Below are 26,793 nucleotides of genomic sequence, written 5' to 3' on the forward strand. Positions count from 1 at the left end.
AACGATGATATGATTTTTTTATTTTATTTGAAGTTTTTGCCCAACAAGAATAGTAGTGCTAGTTAAACTATTAAGTTGCTTTATATGAGCAACAGAAACACCACTTTTCTTTGAAATACTATATAATGTATCACCTTTTGATACTGTCCAAATAGAAGCATTTACTGAAGCTTTATGTGTATCAAAACTAATTACACGAAGCTTTTGACCAATTTTAATTGTGTTAGAATCTAAATCATTAAGATTTTTTAGTCTTTTTAAATCTAACTTATAGCGTTTAGATAAACTGTAGAGTGTTTCTCCTTTCTTTACAGTATGAAAATTTGAAGCAATAATCTCTTCTGGTTTTGATTCTTCTGTTAATAATTTAGCAACCTTAGCATCTAAATTTTTAACTCTAAGTTTTTGTCCTTCGCTAATTAGTGTCGTTTGTAGACCATTTACCTTTTTCAAATCTGTTAAAGAGACATTATATATTCTAGAAATATCAAGTAATGTTTCATTCTCTTTTACAATATGATAATTTGAAACATCCTCAATAGTTTCAGGCTTAATAGGCTCAGAAACTTTTACTTTGTTTTCAGTCTTAAAATTAACTAAAGTTATTTCTCCTGTAGCGACATTTAATCTTGCAGGCTTACCATCTAAAATAACATCTTTATACGCAACCTCTGACTGTGCAAAAACACCTAAACCCAAACTTGCTATAACTAAAGCAGCAATAGATATAATTAATTTATAATTTTTTTGCATTTTTTACTTTTTGGTTTGTTAATGCCAACTTTAAAACATCACTCATATCTGTGACGTAATGAAAAGTTAAGCCTTTAAGATACTCTGGCTTTATTTCTTCTATATCTCTTTTGTTCTCTTCACAGAGTAAAATCTCTTTAATACGAGCACGTTTAGCCGCTAAGATTTTCTCTTTAATACCTCCAACTGGTAATACCTTGCCACGTAATGTAATCTCACCTGTCATTGCTAAACTCTTCTTAACTTTACGTTGAGTAAATAAAGACACTATAGATGTTAACATCGTTACACCTGCACTAGGGCCATCTTTAGGCGTAGCCCCTTCTGGAACATGAATGTGTACATTATACTTATCAAAAACCTCTGGATTAATCCCAAATTCGTCTGCATTTGCTTTTATATATTCCATAGCTATTGTTGCAGACTCCTTCATCACTTTACCTAAATTACCCGTAATGGTAAGTGTTCCTTTACCTTTAGATAAAATAGATTCTATAAACAGAATATCGCCTCCTACTCTAGTCCATGCCAACCCTGTAACAACTCCTGCTACATTATTGTTTTCATATTTATCGCGTTCTAATCTTGGGCTTCCTAAAATTTCTATAACATCGTTATTAGAAATTTTGATATTATAAATTTCTTCCATCGCAATATTCTTTGCTGCATAACGCACCATTTTTGCAATTTGCTTTTCTAAACCTCTTACTCCAGATTCTCGTGTGTAACCTTCAACTATTTTTTCTAATTGTGGTTTTGCTATTTTTAAATGCGTATTATCTAAACCATGCTCTTTTAACTGCTTTGGTAATAAGTGACGTTTTGCAATCTCTACTTTTTCTTCAATGGTGTAACCTGTCACATTAATGATTTCCATACGATCTCTTAATGCTGGTTGAATGGTGTTTAAACTATTAGCAGTTGCCACAAACATAACTTTAGACAAGTCGTAACCCATTTCAAGAAAGTTATCATAGAATTCGCTATTCTGCTCAGGGTCTAAAACTTCTAACATTGCAGAAGAAGGATCTCCTTGATTACCTGTAGACAATTTATCTATTTCATCTAAAACAAAGACAGGATTAGATGTACCTGCTTTCTTTAAACTCTGAATAATTCGTCCTGGCATTGCACCAATATAAGTTTTTCTGTGACCTCTTATTTCAGATTCGTCACGTAAACCACCTAAAGATATACGCACGTATTCTCTACCTAAAGCTTCAGCAATAGATTTCCCTAAAGATGTTTTACCAACACCTGGAGGTCCATAAAGGCAAAGTATAGGAGACTTCATGTCATTTCGAAGTTTCAATACTGCTAAATATTCAATGATTCTTTTCTTTACATCTTCTAATCCAAAATGATCGCGGTCTAAGATTTTTACAGCACGTTTTAAATCGAATTTATCCTTACTAAACTCACTCCAAGGTAAATCTAAAAACAAATCTAAATAGTTACGCTGTATAGAATACTCAGCAACTTGCGGATTCATACGTTGCATTTTAGACAATTCTTTATCAAAATGGGCTTTAACTTTTTTATCCCATTTTTTATCCTTAGCTCGTGTTCGCATTTCCTCTATTTCTTCACCAGATGAGACACCACCACCCAATTCTTCTTGAATAGTTTTCATTTGTTGGTGCAAGAAATACTCACGTTGCTGCTGATTCATATCACTTTGAACCTTTGACTGAATATCATTCTTAAGCTCTAGCTTTTGATATTCCATATTCATAAACTTCAAGGTTTGAAGCGCACGTTCTTTTAAATCATTAATCTTTAGCAATTCTTGCTTCTCTTCTACCTTAAGGTTCATGTTAGAAGACACAAAATTGATTAAAAACGAACTACTTTCAATATTCTTAATAGCAAAAGAAGCTTCACTAGGAATATTTGGACTTTCCTTTATAATCTCTAGAGATAAATCTTTTATAGATTCTATAATTGCTTTAAACTCTTCGTTATCTGGTGCTGGTTTCGCTTCTGGTATATCAGAAATTGTAGCTGTTAAATATGGTTTTTCTGAAATAACTTCCTTGATTTCAAAACGCTTTTTACCTTGAATAACTACGGTTGTATTTCCGTCAGGCATTTTTAAAACTTTCAGAATCCGTGCAACAGTACCTGTTTTAAAGATATCCTTAGCTGTTGGATTTTCTACTGCTTCATCTTTTTGAGAGACTACACCAATAACTTTACCGCCTTTATTGGCATCGTTTATTAGTTTTATAGACGCATCACGACCTGCTGTAATAGGTATAACAACACCAGGAAATAAGACGGTGTTTCGTAACGGTAAAATTGGTAATGAATCTGGTAAAGTTTCATTGTTTATCAGTTCTTCATCTTCAGGCGTCATTAATGGAATTAATTCTGAATTCTCGTCAAAATCTTGAAATGACAAACTGTCTAGTCCTAAAAATTTTTGTTTTCCCATAGTATATATAAGCCATTCTGTCATTTACTTTAACAGAAGTGCATTTGTTTAAATGTATTAATAATTAACTTTAGACTGAATATCAATACGTTATAAGATATTTAAAGTTATTCACACTTTTCTAATTTCAATTGTTATGCCATTACCTTTATGACACCAAATAAACATTAAAATAAGTCATATAATTCGTTTCTATTGCACTTATATTTCATTATAAAATAAAACCATAGCTAATGCTATGTTTGGATTTTAAAATTTATCTAAACCCAATATAATTCAAATTATTTATACCACATTTTAAAATTTACTTGGTATAAATCAAAAGTTTTTTACTCTAAACTGTAACAGTACATGAAAGTCTTAATCCTTATACCAAAGCAATTGTTTTTTTGACATCAACCAATCAAAATATCGAAGAGTTACTATTGCAATGCAAATCTGGCAACCAACGTGCACAGTTGGAGATTTATAACAGGTATAATAAAGCAATGTATAACACAGCAATTAGAATTGTAAAAGATTCTTTTAAAGCTGAGGACATTATGCAAGAGTCATTTTTAACAGCTTTTACAAAGCTAAATACTCTAAAAGATACCAATGTATTTGGTTCATGGTTAAAACGAATTGTAGTTAACAATAGTATTGCACATTACAACAAAACGTCTAAACAAAATGAAGTGCCTTTAGATACTGTATTATATAAAGTTGAATATAATAATGGTATTGAAGAAAGTAATCATAACAACGAAAAAGTAAAACAAATAATGAGCGTAATGAAAACCTTAAAACCTAACTATAGTATAGGCTTATCATTACATCTCATTGAGGGTTACGATTATGAAGAAATCTGTGAAATTATGGAAATTTCTTATGCGAATTGCAGGACATTAATTTCGAGAGCAAAAGAGAGTTTAAGGAAAAAGTTAATGCAAACAGTTTAAAACAAAGAGCTATGAAAAAAGATACTGTAGACGAATTATTTGATAACCTAAAAGGTGAGTTTGATACAAGCGAACCTAACAAAAATCATGAGCTTCGATTTTTAGATAAGCTAAAAGCAAATGATGTGACATCTAATGATTCTAAAAAATCATCTGGTTCTAATTGGAAACCGTTCTTAGCTATAGCTGCTTCTGTGGTGATATGTTTAAGTGTGTTTATGACACTACAAAATAAGCCTGAAGCTTTAGACTTAGCAAGTGTATCACCAGAGTTATCTGAAACTCAAGATTTTTTTACTGCTACAATTGAAAATGAATTAAAGAAATTAAATAAAGAACGCTCACCTTTAACAGAGCTTATTATTACTGATGCTTTAAAGCAGATTCAAATTTTAGAAACCAATTATCAAAATTTAAAAACAGATTTAAATGAAAGCGGACAAGATCAGCGTGTTATTTATGCGATGATTACCAACTTTCAGAATAGAATAGATATTTTAAATACTGTTTTAGAACAAATAGAAATTATTAAAGAACTAAAAATCAACACAAATGAACCTAAAAATACAATTTAGATTAGCAATATTACTTTTGTTAATGCCTCTTATTGCATTGGCAAATACAGATGTTGAAACTATTAAATCAACCAAAGAGCGTACTATTAAAAAATCATTTAATGTAGCTTCTAATGCGACATTAAAAGTGAAAAATAGTTTTGGAAACTTAGACATTGTTACATGGAATGAGAATCGTATTGAATTTGATATTACCATAAAAGTAACTGGTAATAATGCAGAAAAAGTACAGGATCGTCTCAATAGAATTAATATAGAATTCTCTGGAACACGCGACTTAGTTTCTGCCATCACTATGATTGGGAAGAACGAAAAAAATTGGTGGAATTGGGGAAAGAAAATAAACCTTAAATTAGAAATTAACTATGTTATAAAAATGCCAATAACTAATAATATAGATCTCAGTAACGACTATGGCGCTATTAACTTAGACAAGCTAGAAGGTGTTGCTAAAATTAGCTGTGATTATGGTAAAATCACGACCAAAGAACTCATGGGAGATAACAATGATATTAGATTTGATTATAGTAATAATTGTTATTTTGAATATATTAAGAGTGGTGCAATTAGAGCAGACTATAGTGGTTTTACAGTTTCTAAAACTAACAAATTAACACTTAAAGCAGATTATACAAAATCAATTATTGAAGCTTCAGAAATTGTGAATTATACTTGTGATTATGGCTCATTAAAAATTGATAATATTAATAATTTACAAGGTCAAGGGGACTACTTATCTTTGCGATTAGGTAATGTATTTAAAAATGTAGACCTTAAAACAAATTTCGGTTCAATAAAAATTGAGCGAATAGCTTCTAAAGCTAAAAACATAACTATAAAGTCTGACTTTACTGGTATTACAATTGGACATGATGCTGATTATAATTTTGATTTCGATATCGATTTAGAATTCGCTTCATTACGAGAATCAGACGGTTTCAACTTTACCAATAAAGAAGTTGATATGACTGAAAAGAAATATAACGGCTATTATGGTTCACAAAATTCTGGCAACCTAGTAAAAATCAAGTCTGAATACGGAAGTGTTACCTTTAAAAAATTATAACAATCGAGAACGAATAAAATCAACCAATTAAAATCAAACTTATGAAACTATTTAAATCAATTACAGTACTAGTCTTTCTTTTAAGCACTACGCTTTCGTGTGCACAATGGGGAAATGGTAAAAAAATGAAAGGGAATGGAGATATTACAACCACTACAAGATCTACAGGTGCTTATGATGGCTTAAAAGCTGCTGGACCAATGGATTTTAAATTAGTACAAGGAAATGAAGGTGAAATTTCAATTAAAGGAGATGCAAACCTTATGGAATACATCATTACTGAGGTAAAAGATAATAAGCTCGTTGTTAAAGTTGAAGATGGCTATAACTTAAGACCAAGCCAAACCATCTTAATTACTGTGCCTTACGAATCTATAAGTTCTGTTTCATTATCAGGTTCTGGTGATATAGAAAATTCTGGTACTATTAAAGCAGGCGAATTTAAAGTAGCTTTAGCAGGCTCTGGCGATATTAACTTAAACGTATCTGCCAAAAGCATACAAAGTAGTATTGCTGGTTCTGGTGATATAGAATTAAAAGGTTCTGCTAGAGACTTAACTACAAAGATTGCTGGTTCTGGTGATTTTAATGGTAGAAGCTTAAAAAGCACAAATGTTAATGCAAGTATTACAGGTTCTGGTAATGTAAACGTTGTGTGTAATGGTGAATTAACAGCTAGAATAACAGGCTCTGGTGATGTAGAATATTCTGGCAAACCTACTAAGAAAGATACTAAGATTACAGGTTCTGGTAGCGTGAGTAATTAGCGGCTGTAAAAAAGATAATTTTAAAAAGGATGAGCTTTGCTCGTCCTTTTTTATGGTTAGTTTTTGGTATATATTCTTCCATCCCAGGAAAGTGAGCCATTTTCATTAATTCTAATATAATCCTGTTTTAATCTCATATAATTGATAAATTCAAATGTTAAATCTTTTATCTCAATAGCGAAATAATTTGAATTCTTTGTGTTTTGTATTTATATGAAGAACATCCTATAAAGGAAGACAACCAACAAAAATATAGCTATTTGAATTTTTTTATTCAAACTAATAATTTTTTTATTATTTCGTTCCAGCATCAAAGTCTACTTTTCATTTCGCTAAATAATCTAAGAAATAATTTAATTACATTAAATCTTCAAGTAAGTAAACGTCATATCCTCAGAGATTGTTGAACTATTAACAGTACTCGTTGCAAAAAAGCCATCTTCAACAATATTTGTTATGATACTTGTGCTTTTTAAGAAATCTAGTACTTCACCTGTTTCAGTTAATGTTATTGTAATTTCATTATCATTCTGAGTCCAAGTAAAGGGTGTGTTTTCGTTAAAATCTGTACAGGTTACAAAAAAATCAACATCATCATCAGAAATTGGAGTGTATGTAATTGTTGCAAAAGAATTATAGATAAATTCACCTGTACCATCTGCATTAAATGTTATAATTTCATTATCATAACAATCTATTTCACCTAAGTAATTTGTTGTAGCTATACCATCGTTATCTATATCTAATATATTATTTGATAACATAAACACTAGCTGCCAAGTTCCTATTGTTGGTATTGGGTCTGCTGTACAATCTCCTAAACCAGTGATAATAATTTGCAACAAACCATCTGCATCACCACAGACTTCAATTTGGTTTTGAAGTGCAACTTTATAACTATTACATAAAGCTTCTAAATCACTGTCTGACGCATTATCGTAATTAATTCTAGCAATTTCAGTGTTTTGGATTGCCATATCGCATAGCTCGTTACCTTCAAAAACACAATCATTTAAGCTATCAATAGTGAGTTGCAAAAGGCCTTCTGCATCACCGCAAATTTCTATTTGATCTTCTAAAGCATCTTTGTAAACTTGGCAAAACAGGTTGAAATTCTCTTCTGAGACAGCATTAAAATTACTAGCGGCTTCAGCAGTTGCAATAATTGCTAACTCACAAGAATTATCGACAATTATTAAGTCACCTTCATAGGGCTCATTATCACAATTATAGGCAATAAAAAGTACCATGAATGCACATAGTACAAACATTTTTTTTATCATAGCATGATAAAGTTAAGCATTAATTCTTAGTTTCTAATCTAGGCACTCTAAAAAGAAGTATAATACCAACTAAAAAAAAGACAAATAAAAATAAGATTGAGTTGCGCATACTTCCTGTTATTTGATCTATAAAACCATAAATCAACATACCAATAACAATACCTATTTTTTCTGCGACATCGTAAAAACTAAAATATGATGTTGTATCCTTAGTTTCTGGCAAAAATTTAGAATACGTAGATCTGGCTAGCGATTGTATGCCTCCCATTACCAAACCAACAAGCGATGCCGTTATGTAAAATTGTGTTGGCGTTTCAATAAAATAACCATAAAAACATAAACACATCCATATCATATTTATAACAATAAGTGTTTTTATGTTTCCAAATTTAGAGGAAGCGCTTGAGGTTAAAAAGGCACCTAAGATGGCTACAACTTGTATAACTAATATACTTACAATTAAACCTGTTGTCTTGGCCTCATCCGTTCCCCAATTAATTTCTTCCTCACCAAAATAAACAGCTACTAACATAATGGTTTGTACAGCCATACTGAATACAAAAAAGGCATATAAGTAGCGCTTTAATCTTAGGTTCAATTTTAACTCTTGCCATACACCCAATAATTCTTTAAAACCATTAAAAATTACAGATTTAGTAACTTTATGGCTTTTAGACACTCCTTTGGGTAAAATGTAAAATGAGTATTGACTAAATAAAACCCACCAAATACCAACGGTAATAAAAGAATATCGCATCATTTGAATTTTATCTACTCCATTATCTTGACTCATTACCATGGCCAAATTTGCAACCAGAAGTAGTACACTCCCTATGTAACCCATAGAAAATCCTTTGGCACTTATTTTGTCTTGTTGTTCCTCAAACGCAATATCTGGTAAATATGAATTATAAAAGACTAAGCTTCCCCAATACCCTATTAAACCCATAAAATAGAATAGTAAACTTAGATGGATGTGTTCTAAACTAAACCAATATAAGCCAATACAGCCAGCAGAACCTAAATAGCAAAAGAACTTCATGAAGCTTTTCTTATTACCTACATAATCTGCAATACCAGATAATATCGGAGACAGAATAGCAACAACCATAAATGTAAAAGCAGTTACGAAAGTAATTAAAGCCGTGCTCTTAAACTCGTAATTAAAAGCAGTTACTTTTTTAATTTCACTCAAAAATAAGGCCGAGTAAAATATGGGGAATATAGAGGATGCAATCGTAAGTGTATATACTGAATTTGCCCAATCGTAAAATGCCCAAGCGTTTAGAAGTTTTTTACTCCCTTTTTTAAGTTCACTCATAAATTTAAATATAAAAAAGCTGCTCATAATGAGCAGCTTCTAAAGTAATTAATATTTATTACTCTATGTTAATTTATAGGCCTAAATGAAGTTACACCATATTTCTTAGCTTCGGCCTTAGCCTTTGGTGCTAGTGCTCGTAAATTCTGAATTCTAGAATCATTACTTGGGTGTGTACTTAAAAACTCTGGTGGTGCTTCACCTCCATTATTTGCTTTCATACGTTTCCAAAGTTCTGGCCCTTCATCTGGGTTATAACCAGCAATAGCCATAAGATATGATCCAATCTTATCAGCCTCAGTTTCGTGACCTCTACTAAAGGGTAGCATTCCACCAACATTTGAAGCAATACCAAACGCCTGATTGTACAAACCTAAATTTTCATCATTCTGCAATGCTACATTACCAACTAGAGAAATACCTTGTTGCAACATTCCGGCACTCATACGTTGTTGTCCATGATTTGCTAAAGCGTGTGCTACTTCATGTCCCATTATGGCAGCTACACCAGTTTCATTTAGCGCTATTGGCAAAATACCTGTGTAAAACGCTATTTTACCTCCAGGCATACACCATGCGTTAACTTGTTCTGATTCTATAAGTGTATATTCCCATTTATAATCATCTAAATACCCTTGAAAACCGTTGGCATTTAAATAACGTTCTGCCGCGACAGCTATACGTTGTCCAACACGTGTAATCATTTTAGCATCAGCAGTACCAGTAACTACTTTATTCTCTGTTAACACTTGATTATATTGCGCAAAAGCAGATGGAAATAGGCTATCGTTAGACATAAAAGCCATAGTTTTTTTTCCTGTAAAAGGATTGGTTGCGCAAGATAATGCAACAGCTACAATAGTTAATAAGGCTATACCTTTCTTAAATTTCATAATACAATAGTTTTAAGTTACTTTAATACACAAAAACTGTTCCTAATTATTAGGTGCGAAATTAAGGCAGATGTCACTACTTTATTGAATTATTCGCTATAAAATATTAGTCAAGAAAATTCTTGCAAATGAATAAGCGCACTTAAAATATTTTAAACAAGTAATCAATACATAAGAATTTAGAAAAAAAATTAATTTGTAACATAAAACAATACCTTAACCTTTATGTAATTAATGAAACGTTAATACGTCAAACAAAATAACATAAATTTTGTAATTTTAAAGTATGAAAAAGATAGCACTCCTAATTGTAATTACTTTGTTTTTTAGCTGTGATAGTTCAGCTCAAAAAAAAGAGTCAAAAGAAAAAGAAACATTCAAAATCACTAAAACTGATGCTGAATGGAAAACAGAATTAACTAGCGAACAGTACTATATTTTAAGAAATGCAGGTACTGAACGCCCTTTCTCAAGCCCATTAAATAAGACCTATAAAAAAGGAACTTATCATTGCGCAGGTTGTAACACTGCACTCTTTAAAAGTGAGTATAAATTTGATTCTGGTACAGGTTGGCCAAGTTTTGATAGAGAAATTAATGGAAACGTCGCTTTTGGTTCGGATACTAAGATTGGATATACCAGAGATGAAGAACATTGCGCAACTTGTGGCGGACATTTAGGTCATGTTTTTAATGATGGTCCTAAAAATACAACTGGCAAACGCCACTGTATAAATGGAGATGCTTTAGTATTTGTTTCTGCTGAATAATGAAAAGTTATCTCGATAGCTCTATTAAACAATTCGAGTACTATAAAAGTCTTGGAGATAAAACTATATCTCAACTTTCTTTTGAAGAGCTAAAAAAAGAGTTTGCAGAAGATTCTAATTCAGTTTCTATTATTGTGAAGCATATTGTCGGAAATATGTTAAGCCGCTGGACTAACTTTTTAACTGAAGATGGGGAAAAAGAATGGCGCAAGCGTGATGAAGAATTTGAAGATACCTTTCGCTCTAAAGAAGATTTAATTGAAGCTTGGAACAAAGGCTGGAATTGCCTTTTTGAAGCACTAAACCCTTTATCTATAGATGATTTAGAACAGGTTATTTTTATAAGAAACCAAGGTCATACTGTTACCGAAACAATAAACAGACAAATGATGCATTATGCTTACCACATTGGGCAAATTGTATTTTTAGGTAAATTAGTAAAAGGTAAGGATTGGCAATCGTTATCTATAGCTAAAGGAAATTCTAAGAATTATAATAAAGATAAGTTTTCTAAAGCTAAAGGTCTAAGACATTTTACAGAAGATTTATAAACGCTCTTTTAATATGTCCTCTACTTCTTTTGCTGACGGGTTAATTGCCAGAATTTTACCTGAAGTATCTACTAAGAACATTCCACCTCCCCCATTCATTACATTATATTTTTCCCAAATTTTGTTTTTCATTCCTAATTCTATTAATTGTTGCCAAGGCCACCCTTCTTTTGCTATAAACTTATTGTAAGCTTCTAGGTTTTCACGTTCACCTGCTACACCCAAAATAGTAAATCCTTTATCCTTATAGTTATCGTAAACTGGTTTAACTAATCTTGTTTTTGCTATACATGGTCCGCACCAAGTTGCCCACAAATCTAATAACACAATTTTATTATTGCTTAAAACTGTTTTAAACTCAACGACGTTTCCATTACTATCTGGCGCCGTAAAATTAACGTACTCACCACCAGGATTTAAATCTTTTAATGCTCGGAATAAATTATCACCTAATTTTGTATAAGCATGGTTAGGATACTTTTCTTTTAATTTATTAAAGGCAACTAAAACTCTTTCTTCTCCAATATTTTTAAGATCTATATACGTTAAATCTTCAATTAAAAATGAATAAGATACCATAGTTGGGTTATCTATTATATAATTATATCTAGAATCTAAATATTCACCCATCATAACGTCATATTCCGCGTCTCTTTTTTTACCTAATTCACTTCTATCTAAACCTTTTTCTCCTAAATCTTCCATCGCATCATACATAACAACTTTCTCTTCTTGAGTTTTTGCTTTATTTAATTTTTCTGATAATGCTTTAGACGCTTCAGATCTGAGGTTTTCATATCCTAGTTCTTCATTCCTCTTAAAAAACAGTCTACTCTTCTGTTCAAATTGCACAGCGACATCAGTATTAAATTTATTGAGATCTGCATTTAAGCCATTGTTAGATATTATATTTTCAGAAAATCTATCCATTGAATACAATTTAAATGTGGTAACACCTTCTTCTGGAAAAAACATAATTGACCTCCAGCCACCATCCAGATGTTCATCCTCAAAAACTAATTGATACGCTTGCATGTCTTCTGGAGTAAATTCAAACTCAAATTTCCCATTTTCAATAGGGATAAGCATTACTTTATCTTCTTGCCTCATATCTTCAGTCGCTTTCGCTAACAAGATAGTTTTACTATCCCTATCTATGACTTCACCTTTTAATATTGAAGGAATTGCGATTTCTTTAGTGTCATTTTCAGTTTTACAACAGAATAATAGATTGGCAATAAAAAATATAAATAGTGCATTAGTTTTCATAGTTGAATTTAAATTATACAGCATGAAAATATAACTTTTGAAATAACATTTTAGTATCGCTTAATTAAAATTTATTATTCAAATTCGATTTCGTAAATTCGTATATTCAAAATTCAACTAAAAAATTAACGCATGAGTAAATATGATATTATAGTTTTAGGAAGTGGTCCTGGTGGCTATGTTACTGCAATTAGAGCATCTCAATTGGGTTTAAAAACAGCAGTTATAGAAAAAGAAAGTCTTGGTGGTGTATGCTTAAATTGGGGATGTATACCAACAAAGGCCCTTTTGAAATCTGCTCAGGTTTTTGAATATCTTAAGCATGCCGAAGATTACGGACTAAAAGTTAAAGACGCAGCTCACGATTTTGATGCGGTTGTAAAACGTAGTCGTGGTGTTGCTGATGGTATGAGTAATGGTGTAAAGTTCTTAATGAAAAAGAACAAAATCGATGTCATTGAAGGTTTCGGAACACTTAAAAAAGGAAAAAAAGTTGAAGTAGATGGAAAAGAATATTCAGCTGACCATATCATTATTGCTACTGGTGCAAGGTCTAGGGAGCTACCTAGTTTACCACAAGATGGTAAAAAAGTAATTGGCTACAGAAAAGCAATGACTTTAGATAAACAACCAAAGAAAATGATTGTTGTTGGTTCTGGTGCTATTGGTGTTGAGTTTGCTTATTTCTACAACTCAATGGGAACTGATGTTACCATAGTAGAATATTTAGATAAAATAGTGCCAGTAGAAGATAATGACGTTTCTAAACAATTAGAACGTAGCTTTAAGAAATCTGGAATTAAGATAATGACTTCTGCAGAAGTAACTTCTGTAGATACATCTGGCTCTGGAGTTAAAGCTACTGTAAAAACTAAAAAAGGTGAAGAGGTTTTAGAAGCTGATATAGTGTTATCTGCTGTTGGTATAAAATCTAATATAGAAAATATAGGATTAGAGGATGTTGGTATTGCTGTTGACAGAGACAAAATCTTAGTTAACGATTATTACCAAACTAATATACCTGGTTACTATGCTATTGGTGATGTGACACCAGGACAAGCTTTAGCACACGTTGCTTCTGCTGAAGGTATTCTTTGTGTAGAAAAAATTGCTGGTCAACATGTTGAAGCTTTAGATTACGGAAATATACCTGGTTGTACGTATTGTTCACCAGAAATAGCTAGTGTAGGTTTAACAGAAGCACAAGCAAAAGAACAAGGCTTAGACGTTAAGATAGGTAAATTCCCGTTCTCAGCTTCTGGGAAAGCAAGTGCTAGTGGTGCTAAAGATGGCTTTGTAAAAGTAATTTTTGATGCTAAATATGGTGAATGGTTAGGTTGCCATATGATTGGTGCTGGTGTAACAGATATGATTGCTGAAGCTGTTTTAGGTCGTAAACTAGAAACAACAGGTCATGAAGTATTAAAAACAGTCCACCCTCACCCAACAATGAGTGAAGCGGTTATGGAAGCTGTCGCAGATGCCTATGGAGAAGTGATTCATTTGTAATAAGTCCATATAAATATTTAAAATGCGATTCAAATTTGAATCGCATTTTTTATTATTAAATTCATAGTATAAAACTATCGATTAGACGATTTAAAGTATTAGACTCTTTAAAAGGTATCACTGCTTTACTCGTCTTTTAGTATCATATGTCCAAAATGAGATATATTACAGACAATAAATTTATAAATTCTACTGTATATATGTGTTTTTATTAAAGTCGTATTGCAAACCTGTAGCAGCAGACATACCAACTTGATTTGACAAGCCACTAGGAATTCTATAAAAATCTAATTTCGCACCTATAGACGCTTAATTTATCTGTAAGCTTTATTTTTAGTAGTATTGGGACTTCAATTATAGCAATTTCAAAATTCGTATATTCAAATTGCCTTACTGTTAATGCTATGTTTTCAGATAAGAGGATACCGTTAACTATTAAATCCCAGTTTTGAGTAACAAGATTTTCTTGCAATGTTTTAAATTGAGATGTTGTATTTGTAGTTTGAGCAGTAACTAAATATGAAGAAAAAAGAAGCACTATTATATATTTCATAACCTCAACAATCAATTGTTAAATAGTTATAATGAAACTAAAAAATAAGGTTAATTTTAAATAGATTTATAATCTATAACCTAGTCCTAAAAACAAGCCATTAGGAGTAATCTCCTGAAAACCAATCGTATATTTCATGTGTATATTTAATTGTGATGTAAAGTCATAAGCAATACTTAAATCTGCTCTTACTTTAAATTTATTCACAAAAAAGTCAAAGAAATAGTTTAAACTTGGTCCTATGAGAATATGAAAATTATTTTCTATATCGTATTTCAAATAGATAGGTGCATTTAAAAATCTAAAATCACTTATACCTATATATAATAGTTCTGGTTGAATATGAAACCCATTATCTATTTTAAAATCTACAAACACACCTCCGTAATATCCTACTTCAGTTGCTGGGTTTGTGCCAAAACCACCTTCAACAACTTTAATAAAAGTTAAGTTTAAACCGCCTTTAACACCAAACTCAGCTTGTTTTTGAGCATTTAGATTACAGGTTATAAAACCAAAAAATATTATAAAAGTTAAAAACTTGCTCATATTAAAACTATTAAATTATATCTATTCTAAAGGTTATTGTCCTAGCATTAAAGCTAATTCTAAAACTATCTTAAGGATTCAAAAAGCTTTCTACCGCTAAATCATAACTCTTTAAACCAAACCCTAGTATAACACCTATAGCATTTTGTGAAATATAAGATTGATGCCTAAAGTCTTCTCTAGAGAAGGTGTTTGAGATATGCACCTCTACAACAGAGGTTTTAATTGCTTTTACAGCATCACCAATACCAACTGAAGTATGCGTATATGCAGCAGCATTTAGTATTATACCGTCATAAGAGAAGCCAACGTCTTGCAACTTATTAATAAGCTCTCCTTCTATATTAGATTGAAAATATTCAATTAAAACATCACTAAACTTAGATTTCAATCTAGCTAAATAATCTTCAAATGTCTGATGACCATAAATCTCTGGCTCACGTTTACCTAATAGATTAAGATTAGGTCCATTTATGATGATAAGTTTCTTCATTACGTAAAGGTATTAAAATAAGCACATAAAAAAACCGAAGTATTTACTTCGGTTTTAATATTAAAAATATTTAAGAGGAATGTCTTAGAACTTGAATAGGATTCCAAAAGCAGCATTACCACCAAATGGATTTGCTACATCACCAAAACCTAAGTTAAAATTTGATACAGCTTCCGCTCCATCAGAATCTGCCTTAGTAGATGAAAAAGATAATACATTTCTTAAACCAAAAGTTAATGCAATTTTCTCAGTAACAAAATAATTAATACCTAAATCTAAACCCGCACCAATTGTGTTTAAAGATACATCAGAAATCTGATCTTTATTACTAGAGTAACCAACACCAAACTCAGTAAATGTTTTAAAACGCTCACCTAAGTCTAAAAAGTAATAACGACCAAATGCACCAACGCCAAAACCAGTTTGGTCAAATACATCGGTACCAGCTACTTCTTCTTTAAAAGAACTAAAAGATAATACACCACCAATTGCTAAATCTTCGCTAATAAAGAATCCAAGTTTAGGACTAATATTAAAGCTATTTGATTTAGCATCTACATTTTTGTCATTTTCGCTTCCAAAGCCAATATTACCTTCTAAGAAGATATCACCTTCACTAAATCCATAACTTTTTTCATCTTGAGCATTTACATTTGTAAATCCAAAAACTGCAACTGCAGCCATAAGTAATAATTTTTTCATAATTATAAGTTTTGTTTAAATTAATTTGGTCGGCAAAAATATATATTCACATATTAATAAACAAGAAAAAACTTATAAATTATTGTATTTTGACTGATTTTAACATCCCTTTAACTGATAAAAATCAATTATCATTACTCTTTAAAAACAAAAAAAGAGGCAAATTGCCTCTTTAGATAACACTATTGTACTTTAAAGCCTATAAACTTAACCTACTTGAAAGTAGTTAAATCTAGCTTTTATATCAAAATCTACAAAATCGTCAAATTCTTCTATTCCATCCTCTAGTCTATTAGATAAGCCAAATGTATAACACACATCAATGATAAGATTATACACTGCACCAAGAGCAATACCAATTCCTAAACGTTTTAATCCTTCAGAATCTGCCTCGTTTAAGTAGGTAATCGAATTGTGAACCTGCTAATAAACTAAACTTTGTATCTAGCTTATATTTAGCTAAAATTGGAATTAATAATATATCAGAGTTTTCTCCATCTCCACTATAACTAGAATACTACAATTCTGGCTGCATACTAAATTTCTCTGATAGATTAAATTCTGCAAAGGCACCAATATAAAACCCAAAAAGATCTTCTGAACCAGAACTACAATCAACAGACACTTTTAAAATAATAGAGCTGTAAACTGATTTAACTCCAAATGTCATTTTAAATGTCGAAACGATATAGTATTTAGCACTAATAAGCGTTAAGGCTAATACAGTAATTACTAGTGGCAAATATATTTTTCACTTAACGTTCATTATAATTGTATTTAATCGATTCTAAAACAGTTTAATATCGAAACAAAAAAAAAGAGACCATAAGGTCTCTCTTTTTATATAATAAATTGTTAGTGATTAGAATCTGTATCCTACACCTACTAAGAAATTGTTAATCTTAAGTTCACCTACATCACTATCTGTAACATGATCATTTAATTGAACACCATAGCGCGCTTGTGCGAAGAATTTTTCTGAAATGTCATAACCAACACCGAAAGCTAATCCAATGTTTAGTTTTGTAAAGTCATCTCCAAAATTTTCATCTGCTGCGTCAACATTATCACCTCCTGCAATACCAAGAGTTGGTCCAGCTTGAAGATTAAGACCATCCATAACATAATACTTCGCCATAGCATTAAGGCTAATAAACGTTACATCACCAGCATTTGAATATGTAAGCTCAGGTTGTACATGGAATTTTTCTGAAATTCCAAAATCAGCAAAAGCACCAAGATGGAAACCTGTTTCTGACTCATCATCTCCACCAGAACCGATGTTCATGTTAGTCAAACCTCCTGTTAAACCATAAGTAATGTCTTGAGCATTTACACTAGTAAATGCAATTACTGCAAAAGCAGCGATAAATAATTTTTTCATAATATTTAAGTTTTAAAATTGATAACTACAAACTAAAGTCTTTTTTTTGAAATATAAAAACAAATTAATATAGTTATTAACATTTTTTTTAACATAATAACTCAATAACCTGATTTACAGTAAATTAAATAAAAAATTATTAACAAATTTTTATTAAAATACGATGAACTACGTAGTCATTTCCCTCTTTATCGGGTAATAAATCACTAAATTTAACCTATGAAATGGCAAGAAGCTTTGACTGATTATAAGCATTATTTGCAAATTGAACGCGGTTTGTCTCAAAATTCAATTGAAAATTACGCTTATGATATAAAAAAATTGATAAAATATCTTGAGGCTAATGAGATAAATACATCACCAATTTCTATTAATACTGACACAATAAAGAACTTTATCTATTCGGTGTCTAAATCTATAAATCCTAGATCTCAGGCACGATTGATTTCTGGTCTTCGTAACTTTTTTGATTATTTAATATTTGAAAACTACAGAGAAAACAATCCTTTAGAACTTATTGAATCTCCTAGAATAGGAAGAAAACTACCTGATACATTATCTATTAAAGATATTGATGCTTTAATTTCAGAAATTGATCTTAGTTATGAATATCGAGGTGTAAATTTAGGTCATAGAAACAAAGCTATTATAGAAACACTTTATAGTTGCGGTTTGCGAGTAAGCGAATTGATAGAGCTAAAAATATCTGATTTATTTTTTAAAGAAGGTTTTATAAAAGTAACTGGTAAAGGTGACAAAGAACGTTTTGTTCCTATTGGACCAACGACTCAGAATTACATATCTATTTGGAATGACATTAGAAAACATATAGATATTGATGCAGGCTCAAAAGATATTGTGTTCTTAAATTATATGGGAAAGAAACTCACAAGAGCTATGATCTTTACCATAATAAAACAATTGGTAGAAAAAACTGGACTAAATAAAAATGTCTCTCCACATACCTTTAGGCATTCTTTTGCAACACACTTACTAGAGAATGGTGCAGATTTACGAGCCATACAAATGATGCTTGGACATGAGAGTATTACAACTACTGAGATTTACATGCACGTTGATCGCTCCCACCTTAGTGAGGTGTTAAATAAATTTCATCCTAGAAAATAATTATAAATTTTACCGAAATAAAGTGACAATTAGCGTTCTATTTGTGTCTCAAATAAAAGGCTATGTAATGAAACTTCCTAGATTTAACCTAAATAATTTAAGTTAAAAACCTTCTAACAACACTACTACTTTTGATAAGTATAAGAATGATTAAAAATATAAGACAACTATTAACATCTCTGATGTAGGTCTCTGGAGTTGTGATATTGCCTCTAATAAAGTTTTTTATTCTGAAGTATCAAAAGCAATTATTGGTTATAAGAATATTGAATTAAAAAACACATCTAAGTTTTTGGAATGTAAAAGTACACCCTGATGATAGAGACGCCTACTATGAGATATTTAATTTACATCTAAATGGCGCTGTAGAAATTTACAAAAATGAGTATTGTGTTTTATTTTAAAGACGGTAGTTACAAATGGATCTTAGATAAAGGAAAGACTGTTGAAAAACATGATAATAGAAAGCCAAAATGCATTATAAGCACGCACACGGATATAACAAAAAGTAGAAAAAACGAAAGTCAACTTAAAAAGAATCTTCAGCTCATTATTCCCCAAAATAAAAGACTACACAATTTCACACATATTGTATCTCATAATTTAAAAACACATATTGGTGATTTGAAAAACATTTTAGAATTTTATGGAGATACTGATAATGAAACTAAAAAAAAGAACTAATAAGTCATGTAAAAAAAATTCAGAATCACTGACATCAACTATAGTCGGTTTAGACGATATTATTAGTATAAAATCTAAATCTAATAATCATCAGCTTAATTAGCGTATAGACCTTTACGAATGCGTAAAGATTGAAAAGACTTTAGAGGCATTGGACTTTACAAAGCAAAAACTCAAATAGAAGCCCTTAATAGTGCTTTTAAATTAGATAGCACATTAAACGAGGGCTCTACGTTTAATTTAACGTTAAAAAAAAGCACTTTAGAAGAAAGTGCTTTTTAATATTATGTTGAATCTAAATTTTATTTAGCAATATTAACTGCTCTTGTTTCTCTTATCACAGTAACCTTAACTTGACCTGGATAAGTCATATCTGTTTGAATCTTCTGAGAGATTTCGAAAGATAAACTCGCAGCTACCTCATCAGATACTTTTTCACTTTCTACCATAACTCGTAGTTCTCGACCTGCCTGTATAGCATAAGCTTTGTTAACTCCTGGAAAACCAAAAGCAACGTCTTCTAAATCTTTTAAACGTTGTATATAAGAATCTAATACTTGCCTTCTTGCTCCTGGCCTTGCACCAGAAATAGCATCACATACCTGAATAATTGGAGATAGTAATGTTGTCATTTCTATTTCATCGTGGTGTGCACCAATGGCATTGCAAACTTCTGGCTTTTCACCATGTTTTTCTGCCCATTGCATCCCTAGAATAGCGTGTGGAGTTTCTATATCTGCTTCAGATGATGGTACTTTACCAATATCATGTAAAAGTCCGGCACGTTTAGCCAATTTAGGGTTTAAGCCTAATTCTGCTGCCATAACACCACAAAGCTTTGCAACCTCTCTCGAGTGTTGTAACAAGTTTTGTCCATAGGACGAACGGTATTTCATACGACCTACCATCTTAATGAGCTCAGGATTTAATCCATGAATTCCTAAATCGATAACAGTACGTTTACCTACTTCAATAATTTCTTGTTCGATCTGTTTTTCTGTTTTTCTTACAATCTCTTCGATTCTTGCAGGATGTATTCTACCGTCAGTTACTAATTTATGTAATGATAAACGTGCAATTTCACGTCTAACAGAATCAAAACAAGATAAGATAATCGCTTCTGGTGTATCATCTACTATAATCTCAACACCTGTAGCAGCTTCAATTGCTCTAATGTTACGACCTTCTCTACCGATAATTCGCCCTTTAACATCGTCAGATTCTATATTAAATACAGAGACGCAGTTGTCTACCGCTTCTTCTGTTCCGATGCGTTGAATTGTATTTATAATAATTTTCTTAGCCTCTTGTTGTGCTGTTAATTTCGCTTCTTCAATATGGTTTTGAATAAAACCCATTGCATCTGTCTTAGCTTCTTCTTTCAAAGATTCTACTAATTGCTCTTTAGCCTCCTCTGCCGACAAAGAAGAAATTACCTCTAATTGTTTAATTTGGCTTTTATGAGCTTTTTCTACTTCCTCTTTTTTCTTATCTAAAAACTCTAATCTAAAATCGTAGTCTTTAATCTTAGCTTCTAAAGATTCACTCGCTTTTTTAGACTTGGCTAATTCGCTCGATGCTTGAGACTCTTTATCTCTAATGCGCTTTTCAGCTTCTGCCATTTTCTTATCACGCGAAAGAATAACCTTTTCATGCTCTGCCTTTAGCTCTATAAATTTCTCTTTTGCTTGAAGCATTTTATCTTTTTTTAAAGATTCAGCATCCAATTTTGCTTGCTTTAAGATTGATTTAGAATCACTTTCTGCATTTGTGATTAGTTTTGATGCATTGCCTTTCTCTAAGGATTTTGCTATAATATATCCCAGTATTATTCCTAATACCACTCCTCCTACAATATATAAAATTGTGTTAGTGTCCATGTTTATTATTTAATTTAATATATAAAAAAAGCCTACATCAGTTATCGGTTTTGTATAAACTCCTTAAAAACAAGTTTAGGGCTAACAAGCTGATCAAAAATCTGTCTAAAAACTGAAATAAATTCAGTAATAACAGCACGATTTTACAACTTAAACTCACCCTTTTTAAAGAATTGATCGTTGAGTTTATCAAAAAATGTAACTAATGTAGGCAGTAACCTTTTATTTTAAAGAACGTACGAGTTAAATATGCGATTGTAATAGATCATTTAAAGCTTCTAACTTTTCCTGAACTTCTTCATTTACATATTCTTTATCAATAGATTTTTGTTCTACTTGAGCTGCAAATTGCAATGCACACATTGCTAATACATCTTGTTTGTCTCTTACAGAGTAATTTTGTTCAAATTGACCAATCATAGCCTCAATCTTCTTAGTGGCTTTTCGCAAACCTTCTTCTTGCTTAGGATTTATCGTTAATGGATAAACTCTGTTGGCAATGGAAAGCTTAATTTTTAATTGATCTGACATTTAAATTTACAAAATTATTATGAGAGTTGACCGATACAGTGGTCAATATCCCTAATTAATGCATTTATTTTAAGCTTCGTTTCTCGTTTATTTTCGTCACTACCAAGCATTGAATTTGCCATTTTTAGAGTCTCGTACTTTTCTAACCAAGACCCAATTTCTGCTTGTTGTTCTAAAAGCTTTTTTTCTTGCTGACCTAATTGTTCAGTTAATCTTACGTTGGCTTGTTTTAAAACCTCTTTCTTATGTAAAACCTTACTGATTTTATTTTCTAAGGTATCAACAATGTCTTCTATTTTACTCATTAAAGCAATTCAATACTGTTATAACAAAGTTAACATACCTTATTAAAAAACACAATTCTTTTACAATTATTTTTAATTTTAGTATAACATCAAAAGAAATATAGCGTTAACAAATCGACATGAATAAAATAATGATTAAACAAAGTATGAAATGATTCCTTTATGTCATCAAAAATTCAAGATGCAAAACAAACCCTCAGATTAGGCTTATTAAAAATAATACAGCTTTACTGCTTGTTAATGTTCTACAAATTGATATTTTAGCTACAATAGCTCATTGTATGAAAAAAATTTTATACCTATTTCTAATTTCTAGCTCATTATATGCGCAATCCGAATACCCTCAAGATTATTTTAGAAATCCGTTAGATATACCAACCGTTCTTGCCGGAACTTTTGCTGAGTTAAGGTCTACGCACTTTCATGGAGGCTTAGATATTAAAACACAACAAAAGCAAGGCTTAAAGGTATATGCATCTGCAAAAGGTTATGTAAGCCGAATTAAAATATCCCATTTTGGTTATGGTAAAGCTATTTATATAACACATCCTAATGGTTACACCACCGTTTATGGGCATTTACAAAAGTTTTCTAAGCGATTAGAAGCTTACATAAAAGAATGCCAATACGATAAAGAAACATTTGAGGTCGAAGTATTCCCTAATACACAAGAGCTACTTATTGAAGAAAATGAGGTTATTGCATACTCTGGTAACACAGGTGGTTCTAGCGGTCCGCATTTACATTTTGAGATTAGAGATAACGAAGAACGTCCTATGAATCCTATGCTATTTGGCTTTGATGTTAAGGACACAAAACCACCTTATATTTCTGGTATATATGCTTATACTAAAGACGAAAACTCAGTCGTTAATGGAGAAACTAAACGTATTCCTCTGAGACTTATTCCTAATAAAAATGGCAACTATGACGTAGAAAAAATTACTGCTTATGGAGGTATCGGTTTTGGTGTTGTTTCCTTTGACAAGCAAGATTTAGCACCCAATAACAATGGTGTAAGTAATATTCAAACCTTTTTTAATGGTAATAAAAGTTTAGAGATAGATTTTAAGCGTTTTAGTTTTGATGAGTCAAAACATATTAAACGTCTTGTAGATTATGAATATTACAAGACTAAGAAATCTAAAATTCAAAAATTATTTATTCAAAAGAATAACCCTTTAAGTCTTTATAAGGATGCTTATGACAATGGCTATATTAAAATTGAGGATAGTACCTCGTCAGTATATAAAATAAGGATACGAGATTACAAGCAGAATGAAACTTGGGTAAGTATACCCATACAAGGAAAGTTTGAACATATTGAAAAAGAAGAGATTACAGAAAATTCAGATAAGTTTTTAATTTATAGTGACAAAACAACTATTCTAGAATCTGATAACGTTAGTGTGAGTTTTTATGCAAATACAGTTTATGATGACGTACTCATCGATTTTAAAGTAAAATCGGACACACTTCACCTTCATGAAGATAAAATTCCGCTTCAGAAGAATTTTTATATTAACTATGACGTTACTAATTACAAAACCGAGCATCAAGATAAAATTTTTATTGCTAGGCTATATGGTTATTACAAAAGACCCGGTTATGTGCGTACAAAACGTAAAGGCAATATTTTAAGTGCTGGTAGTAAAACCTTTGGAACTTATACAATCGCTATGGATACGGTTTCTCCTAAGATAAAGCCCATTAATTTTCAAGACAAGAAATGGTTGAGTAAATACCGTTACCTTAAAGTTAAGATTGAAGATGAATTATCTGGCATCAGTAAATACAGAGCCTCTGTAAATGGCAATTGGATTTTAATGGAATATGATTACAAAACTAAAACCTTAATACACGACTTTAATGACAATATGATTAAGGATACTAAAAACGAATTAAAAATAATTGTTACAGATAATGTAGGAAATAGTTCTACATTTGAAGCAGTATTTTTTAGAAAATAAAACAAAATTATTTGAGACGTTTACAACTTTCAGTTTTATTAGGCTTACTATTCAGTTTCCTCTCTTTTTCGCAATCTGCAACAATTAGAGGTGTTATTTTGGATGAAGCTAACAATCCTATTTACAATGTTAACATAAAGGCTAGTTCAGGAGAAGGCACTACGACTAATGAAAATGGTTTTTTTGAGCTTAAAATACCATACGGTAAAGACATAACTATTGTATTTACACATGTATCACATAAGCGTGTAGAACAGATGTTTAATCTTAAAAACGGACAAGAGCTTTTGTATAATCCTGTACTAAAAACAGATGTGATACAAATAGCAACGGTCGTTATAAACACAAATACAAGACAATCTGTTGATGGTGTAACAACTATTTCGCCAGAGTTAATAAGAACTATTAAAGGTGCACAACCTGGTGTAGAGAATATCTTAAAAACATTACCTGGTGTAAATATATCAAATGAATTAAGTACACAATATTCAGTACGAGGTGGTAACTTTGATGAAAACTTAGTTTATGTTAATGAAATTGAAGTTTACAGACCATTCTTGGTTCGCTCTGGTAATCAAGAAGGCTTAAGTTTTGTGAATACAGATTTGGTTCAGAATGTAGGTTTTTCAGCTGGTGGTTTTCAAGCTAAATATGGAGATAAGCTCTCATCTGTTTTAGATATTACATATAGAAACCCTGATGATTTTGGTATTAGAACAGATTTAAGCCTTTTAGGAGGAAGTATTGCTGCTGAAACAGTAAGTAAAGATGGTAAATTTTCTGGTATTGCAGGTTTGCGATACAGAGATAATAGCTTAATCTTAAACAATCTCGAAACAGAAGGAAACGTGGAGCCTATTTTTGCTGATGCTCAAACCTTTCTAACCTATCGTTTTTCGAGTAAGTTTCATCTTAGTTTTTTAGGAAATATTTCAATTAACAAGTATAATTTTGAACCTCAAAATAGACAAACTAATTTTGGTACTTTAGATGATCCTGTGGCGCTCTTAGTGGTTTATGATGGACAAGAACAAACGCAATACCAAACTTATTTTGGAGCTTTTAAAGCCAATTACTTTGCTAGTGACGATTTAACATTAAAGCTTATTGCTTCTGCTTACCATGCAACAGAACAAGAGTTCTTTGATATTTTTGCACAATACCGTCTAGGTGAAGTAAATTCGAACATAGGTGATGAAGATTTAGGTGAAGTTGAGTTTAGCGAAGGCATTGGTTCGCAATTAACACATGCGCGTAACGAGCTAGATGCCTTTATTGTTAATGCAGAACATAGAGGAGATTATAAAATTGATGATGAAAGCACTATAGAATGGTCCGTAAAATATACACATGAAGATATTAGAGATCGTTTAGTTGAATATGAAGTTATTGATTCTGCTGGTTTTTCAATTAGACCGCCAAACGTCAGTATTTCTAATCCACAACCTTACGAACCGTTTTTTGGTCCGTTAACCGCTTTCGAAAATATCAGAGCATTAAACCGAGTAAATATAAATCGTTTACAAGCATTTGCTCAATATAGCAAACGCACATCTTGGGGAGATAATGAGGTGTTTTATAATATTGGCGCACGTGTTCATAGTTGGACAGTAGGTGGAGAAAATATTAATGGTTCTAATCAAACTGTATTTAGCCCAAGAGCACAATTTGCTATTAAGCCAAATTGGGATAAAGACATGCTTTTTAGAGTTGCTGGTGGACTCTATTATCAACCACCATTTTATAGAGAATTAAGAGATTCTTCAGGAGTAGTTCAGCCAAACGTAAAAGCTCAAAAATCATTTCATATTGTTTTAGGAAACGAATATAGCTTTGAGATGTGGGATAGACCTTTTAAGCTCGTTACAGAAGCCTATTATAAAGGATTATCTGACGTAAATCCGTACACGGTAGAAAATGTACGTATTCGTTATCGTGCCCGAAATAATGCTGAAGCTTATGCTTATGGCTTAGATGTACGTATCAATGGTGAATTTGTGCCTGGCACAGAATCTTGGTTTAGTTTTGGCTATTTAAAGACTGAAGAAAATATAGATAATCGTGGCTTTATAGCTAGACCAACCGATCAACGTTTAAAGTTTGGTGCCCTGTTTCAGGATTATGTACCAAATATTCCTGATTTAAAAATGTATTTAAATCTCGTTTATAACACTGGAGTTCCTGGTGGATCTCCAAGTTATGCGGATCCTTATGATTTTCAGGTAAGATTACGAGATTACAGACGTGCAGATTTAGGTATTTCTTATGTTATTGTAAATTCTGAAAAAACATACAGTTCTAAATGGAAAAGTGCATTCAAAGATTTATCTATTGGCTTTGAAATCTACAATATGTTTAACAATCAAAACACAATAACCAATACTTGGGTTAGAGATGTTTACAGTAAACGTCAGTTTGCGATACCCAATTTTTTAACACCACGTGTTTTTAATTTGAGGTTGTCGGCTCAGTTTTAATTA

The 26,793-nt window shown here is 31.4% G+C and carries 26 protein-coding genes and 1 other RNA gene; 11 read left to right on the forward strand and 16 right to left on the reverse strand.

Features of this window, described 5'->3' with window-relative positions; genetic code table 11:
• Nucleotides 1–18 precede the first annotated feature (18 nt).
• Nucleotides 19–753 carry a LysM peptidoglycan-binding domain-containing protein gene (locus tag B2U95_RS12250; protein ID WP_296316824.1) on the reverse strand — a complete coding sequence of 245 codons (735 nt, stop codon included), beginning with the start codon at nucleotides 751–753 and terminating at the stop codon, nucleotides 19–21.
• Nucleotides 737–3,190 (reverse strand): endopeptidase La, encoded by a 2,454-nt coding sequence (lon, locus tag B2U95_RS12255; protein ID WP_296316825.1) that lies wholly within the window; start codon nucleotides 3,188–3,190, stop codon nucleotides 737–739. Before lon ends, B2U95_RS12250 begins: the two co-directional genes overlap by 17 nt.
• A gap of 389 nt (nucleotides 3,191–3,579) precedes the next feature.
• Between lon and B2U95_RS12260 the strand changes: the two genes are divergently transcribed.
• The 4 genes from B2U95_RS12260 to B2U95_RS12275 are packed head-to-tail and all read left to right on the forward strand — an operon-like array spanning nucleotide 3,580 to nucleotide 6,539.
• A complete protein-coding gene (locus B2U95_RS12260) occupies nucleotides 3,580–4,131 on the forward strand; it encodes an RNA polymerase sigma factor (RefSeq protein WP_296316826.1) in 552 nt (183 codons plus the stop codon).
• Between the two features lie 11 nt (nucleotides 4,132–4,142).
• Nucleotides 4,143–4,706: a hypothetical protein gene (locus B2U95_RS12265; protein WP_296316827.1), complete on the forward strand. Its 564-nt coding sequence runs from the start codon at nucleotides 4,143–4,145 to the stop codon at nucleotides 4,704–4,706.
• On the forward strand, nucleotides 4,684–5,772 hold the full coding sequence (locus tag B2U95_RS12270) for a hypothetical protein (protein ID WP_296316828.1): 1,089 nt from the start codon (nucleotides 4,684–4,686) through the stop codon (nucleotides 5,770–5,772). The genes B2U95_RS12265 and B2U95_RS12270 overlap by 23 nt, the downstream gene beginning before the upstream one ends.
• 41 nt (nucleotides 5,773–5,813) lie before the next feature.
• Nucleotides 5,814–6,539 (forward strand): head GIN domain-containing protein, encoded by a 726-nt coding sequence (locus tag B2U95_RS12275; protein ID WP_296316829.1) that lies wholly within the window; start codon nucleotides 5,814–5,816, stop codon nucleotides 6,537–6,539.
• Between the two features lie 362 nt (nucleotides 6,540–6,901).
• On the opposite strand, the gene B2U95_RS12280 is transcribed toward B2U95_RS12275, so the two are convergent.
• The 3 genes from B2U95_RS12280 to B2U95_RS12290 all read right to left on the reverse strand — a co-directional run bounded on the left by B2U95_RS12280 (nucleotide 6,902) and on the right by B2U95_RS12290 (nucleotide 10,036).
• Nucleotides 6,902–7,822 (reverse strand): hypothetical protein, encoded by a 921-nt coding sequence (locus tag B2U95_RS12280; protein ID WP_296316830.1) that lies wholly within the window; start codon nucleotides 7,820–7,822, stop codon nucleotides 6,902–6,904.
• Between the two features lie 19 nt (nucleotides 7,823–7,841).
• Nucleotides 7,842–9,143, reverse strand: a complete 1,302-nt coding sequence (locus tag B2U95_RS12285; protein WP_296316831.1) for an MFS transporter — start codon at nucleotides 9,141–9,143, stop codon at nucleotides 7,842–7,844.
• 68 nt (nucleotides 9,144–9,211) lie between these two features.
• Nucleotides 9,212–10,036, reverse strand: a complete 825-nt coding sequence (locus B2U95_RS12290; protein WP_296316832.1) for a M48 family metallopeptidase — start codon at nucleotides 10,034–10,036, stop codon at nucleotides 9,212–9,214.
• A 286-nt stretch (nucleotides 10,037–10,322) separates the two neighbouring features.
• Between B2U95_RS12290 and msrB the strand changes: the two genes are divergently transcribed.
• Nucleotides 10,323–10,805 carry a peptide-methionine (R)-S-oxide reductase MsrB gene (gene msrB, locus B2U95_RS12295; protein ID WP_296316833.1) on the forward strand — a complete coding sequence of 161 codons (483 nt, stop codon included), beginning with the start codon at nucleotides 10,323–10,325 and terminating at the stop codon, nucleotides 10,803–10,805.
• Nucleotides 10,805–11,356: a DinB family protein gene (locus B2U95_RS12300; RefSeq protein ID WP_296316834.1), complete on the forward strand. Its 552-nt coding sequence runs from the start codon at nucleotides 10,805–10,807 to the stop codon at nucleotides 11,354–11,356. The genes msrB and B2U95_RS12300 overlap by 1 nt, the downstream gene beginning before the upstream one ends.
• On the opposite strand, the gene B2U95_RS12305 is transcribed toward B2U95_RS12300, so the two are convergent.
• Nucleotides 11,351–12,625 (reverse strand): TlpA disulfide reductase family protein, encoded by a 1,275-nt coding sequence (locus tag B2U95_RS12305; protein ID WP_296316835.1) that lies wholly within the window; start codon nucleotides 12,623–12,625, stop codon nucleotides 11,351–11,353. The two genes, B2U95_RS12300 and B2U95_RS12305, sit on opposite strands and share 6 nt — an antisense overlap.
• 132 nt (nucleotides 12,626–12,757) lie before the next feature.
• Here B2U95_RS12305 and lpdA point away from each other — a divergent pair, with 132 nt between their 5' ends.
• Complete coding sequence (lpdA, locus tag B2U95_RS12310; protein WP_296316836.1) at nucleotides 12,758–14,134, forward strand: dihydrolipoyl dehydrogenase; 1,377 nt, start codon at nucleotides 12,758–12,760, stop codon at nucleotides 14,132–14,134.
• Between the two features lie 277 nt (nucleotides 14,135–14,411).
• On the opposite strand, the gene B2U95_RS12315 is transcribed toward lpdA, so the two are convergent.
• The 6 genes from B2U95_RS12315 to B2U95_RS12340 all read right to left on the reverse strand — a co-directional run bounded on the left by B2U95_RS12315 (nucleotide 14,412) and on the right by B2U95_RS12340 (nucleotide 17,815).
• Nucleotides 14,412–14,687 carry a hypothetical protein gene (locus B2U95_RS12315; protein ID WP_296316837.1) on the reverse strand — a complete coding sequence of 92 codons (276 nt, stop codon included), beginning with the start codon at nucleotides 14,685–14,687 and terminating at the stop codon, nucleotides 14,412–14,414.
• A gap of 66 nt (nucleotides 14,688–14,753) precedes the next feature.
• Nucleotides 14,754–15,236, reverse strand: coding sequence for an outer membrane beta-barrel protein (locus B2U95_RS12320; protein WP_296316838.1), 483 nt, complete (start codon nucleotides 15,234–15,236; stop codon nucleotides 14,754–14,756).
• Nucleotides 15,237–15,306: 70 nt separating this feature from the next.
• Nucleotides 15,307–15,729 (reverse strand): type II 3-dehydroquinate dehydratase, encoded by a 423-nt coding sequence (locus B2U95_RS12325; protein ID WP_296316839.1) that lies wholly within the window; start codon nucleotides 15,727–15,729, stop codon nucleotides 15,307–15,309.
• A gap of 84 nt (nucleotides 15,730–15,813) precedes the next feature.
• Nucleotides 15,814–16,431, reverse strand: coding sequence for a porin family protein (locus tag B2U95_RS12330; protein WP_296316840.1), 618 nt, complete (start codon nucleotides 16,429–16,431; stop codon nucleotides 15,814–15,816).
• Between the two features lie 517 nt (nucleotides 16,432–16,948).
• Nucleotides 16,949–17,173, reverse strand: coding sequence for a hypothetical protein (locus B2U95_RS12335; RefSeq protein WP_296316841.1), 225 nt, complete (start codon nucleotides 17,171–17,173; stop codon nucleotides 16,949–16,951).
• Between the two features lie 120 nt (nucleotides 17,174–17,293).
• The gene (locus B2U95_RS12340) at nucleotides 17,294–17,815 is read right to left on the reverse strand and encodes a porin family protein (protein WP_296316842.1); all 522 of its coding nucleotides are present in this window, start codon (nucleotides 17,813–17,815) and stop codon (nucleotides 17,294–17,296) included.
• Between the two features lie 219 nt (nucleotides 17,816–18,034).
• On the opposite strand from B2U95_RS12340, the gene xerA reads away from it, so the two are divergent.
• Nucleotides 18,035–18,943, forward strand: a complete 909-nt coding sequence (xerA, locus tag B2U95_RS12345; RefSeq protein ID WP_296316843.1) for a site-specific tyrosine recombinase/integron integrase — start codon at nucleotides 18,035–18,037, stop codon at nucleotides 18,941–18,943.
• Between the two features lie 381 nt (nucleotides 18,944–19,324).
• A complete protein-coding gene (locus B2U95_RS12350) occupies nucleotides 19,325–19,627 on the forward strand; it encodes a hypothetical protein (protein ID WP_296316844.1) in 303 nt (100 codons plus the stop codon).
• A 302-nt stretch (nucleotides 19,628–19,929) separates the two neighbouring features.
• Here B2U95_RS12350 and rny read toward each other — a convergent pair whose 3' ends face one another.
• The 4 genes from rny to B2U95_RS12370 all read right to left on the reverse strand — a co-directional run bounded on the left by rny (nucleotide 19,930) and on the right by B2U95_RS12370 (nucleotide 22,343).
• Nucleotides 19,930–21,507, reverse strand: a complete 1,578-nt coding sequence (rny, locus tag B2U95_RS12355; RefSeq protein WP_296316845.1) for a ribonuclease Y — start codon at nucleotides 21,505–21,507, stop codon at nucleotides 19,930–19,932.
• A gap of 56 nt (nucleotides 21,508–21,563) precedes the next feature.
• Nucleotides 21,564–21,693, reverse strand: a non-coding RNA gene (gene ssrS, locus B2U95_RS12360) — 6S RNA.
• Nucleotides 21,694–21,750: 57 nt separating this feature from the next.
• Nucleotides 21,751–22,038 (reverse strand): cell division protein ZapA, encoded by a 288-nt coding sequence (locus B2U95_RS12365; RefSeq protein WP_296316846.1) that lies wholly within the window; start codon nucleotides 22,036–22,038, stop codon nucleotides 21,751–21,753.
• Nucleotides 22,039–22,055: 17 nt separating this feature from the next.
• Nucleotides 22,056–22,343 (reverse strand): hypothetical protein, encoded by a 288-nt coding sequence (locus B2U95_RS12370; RefSeq protein WP_296316847.1) that lies wholly within the window; start codon nucleotides 22,341–22,343, stop codon nucleotides 22,056–22,058.
• A gap of 281 nt (nucleotides 22,344–22,624) precedes the next feature.
• Here B2U95_RS12370 and B2U95_RS12375 point away from each other — a divergent pair, with 281 nt between their 5' ends.
• Together B2U95_RS12375 and B2U95_RS12380 are read left to right on the forward strand one after the other, a co-directional pair.
• Complete coding sequence (locus B2U95_RS12375) at nucleotides 22,625–24,313, forward strand: M23 family metallopeptidase (protein ID WP_296316848.1); 1,689 nt, start codon at nucleotides 22,625–22,627, stop codon at nucleotides 24,311–24,313.
• 11 nt (nucleotides 24,314–24,324) lie between these two features.
• Nucleotides 24,325–26,790 (forward strand): TonB-dependent receptor, encoded by a 2,466-nt coding sequence (locus B2U95_RS12380; RefSeq protein WP_296316849.1) that lies wholly within the window; start codon nucleotides 24,325–24,327, stop codon nucleotides 26,788–26,790.
• Nucleotides 26,791–26,793 lie beyond the last annotated feature (3 nt).

It is taken from the genome of Winogradskyella sp. UBA3174, assembly GCF_002364335.1.
GTDB lineage: Bacteria > Bacteroidota > Bacteroidia > Flavobacteriales > Flavobacteriaceae > Winogradskyella.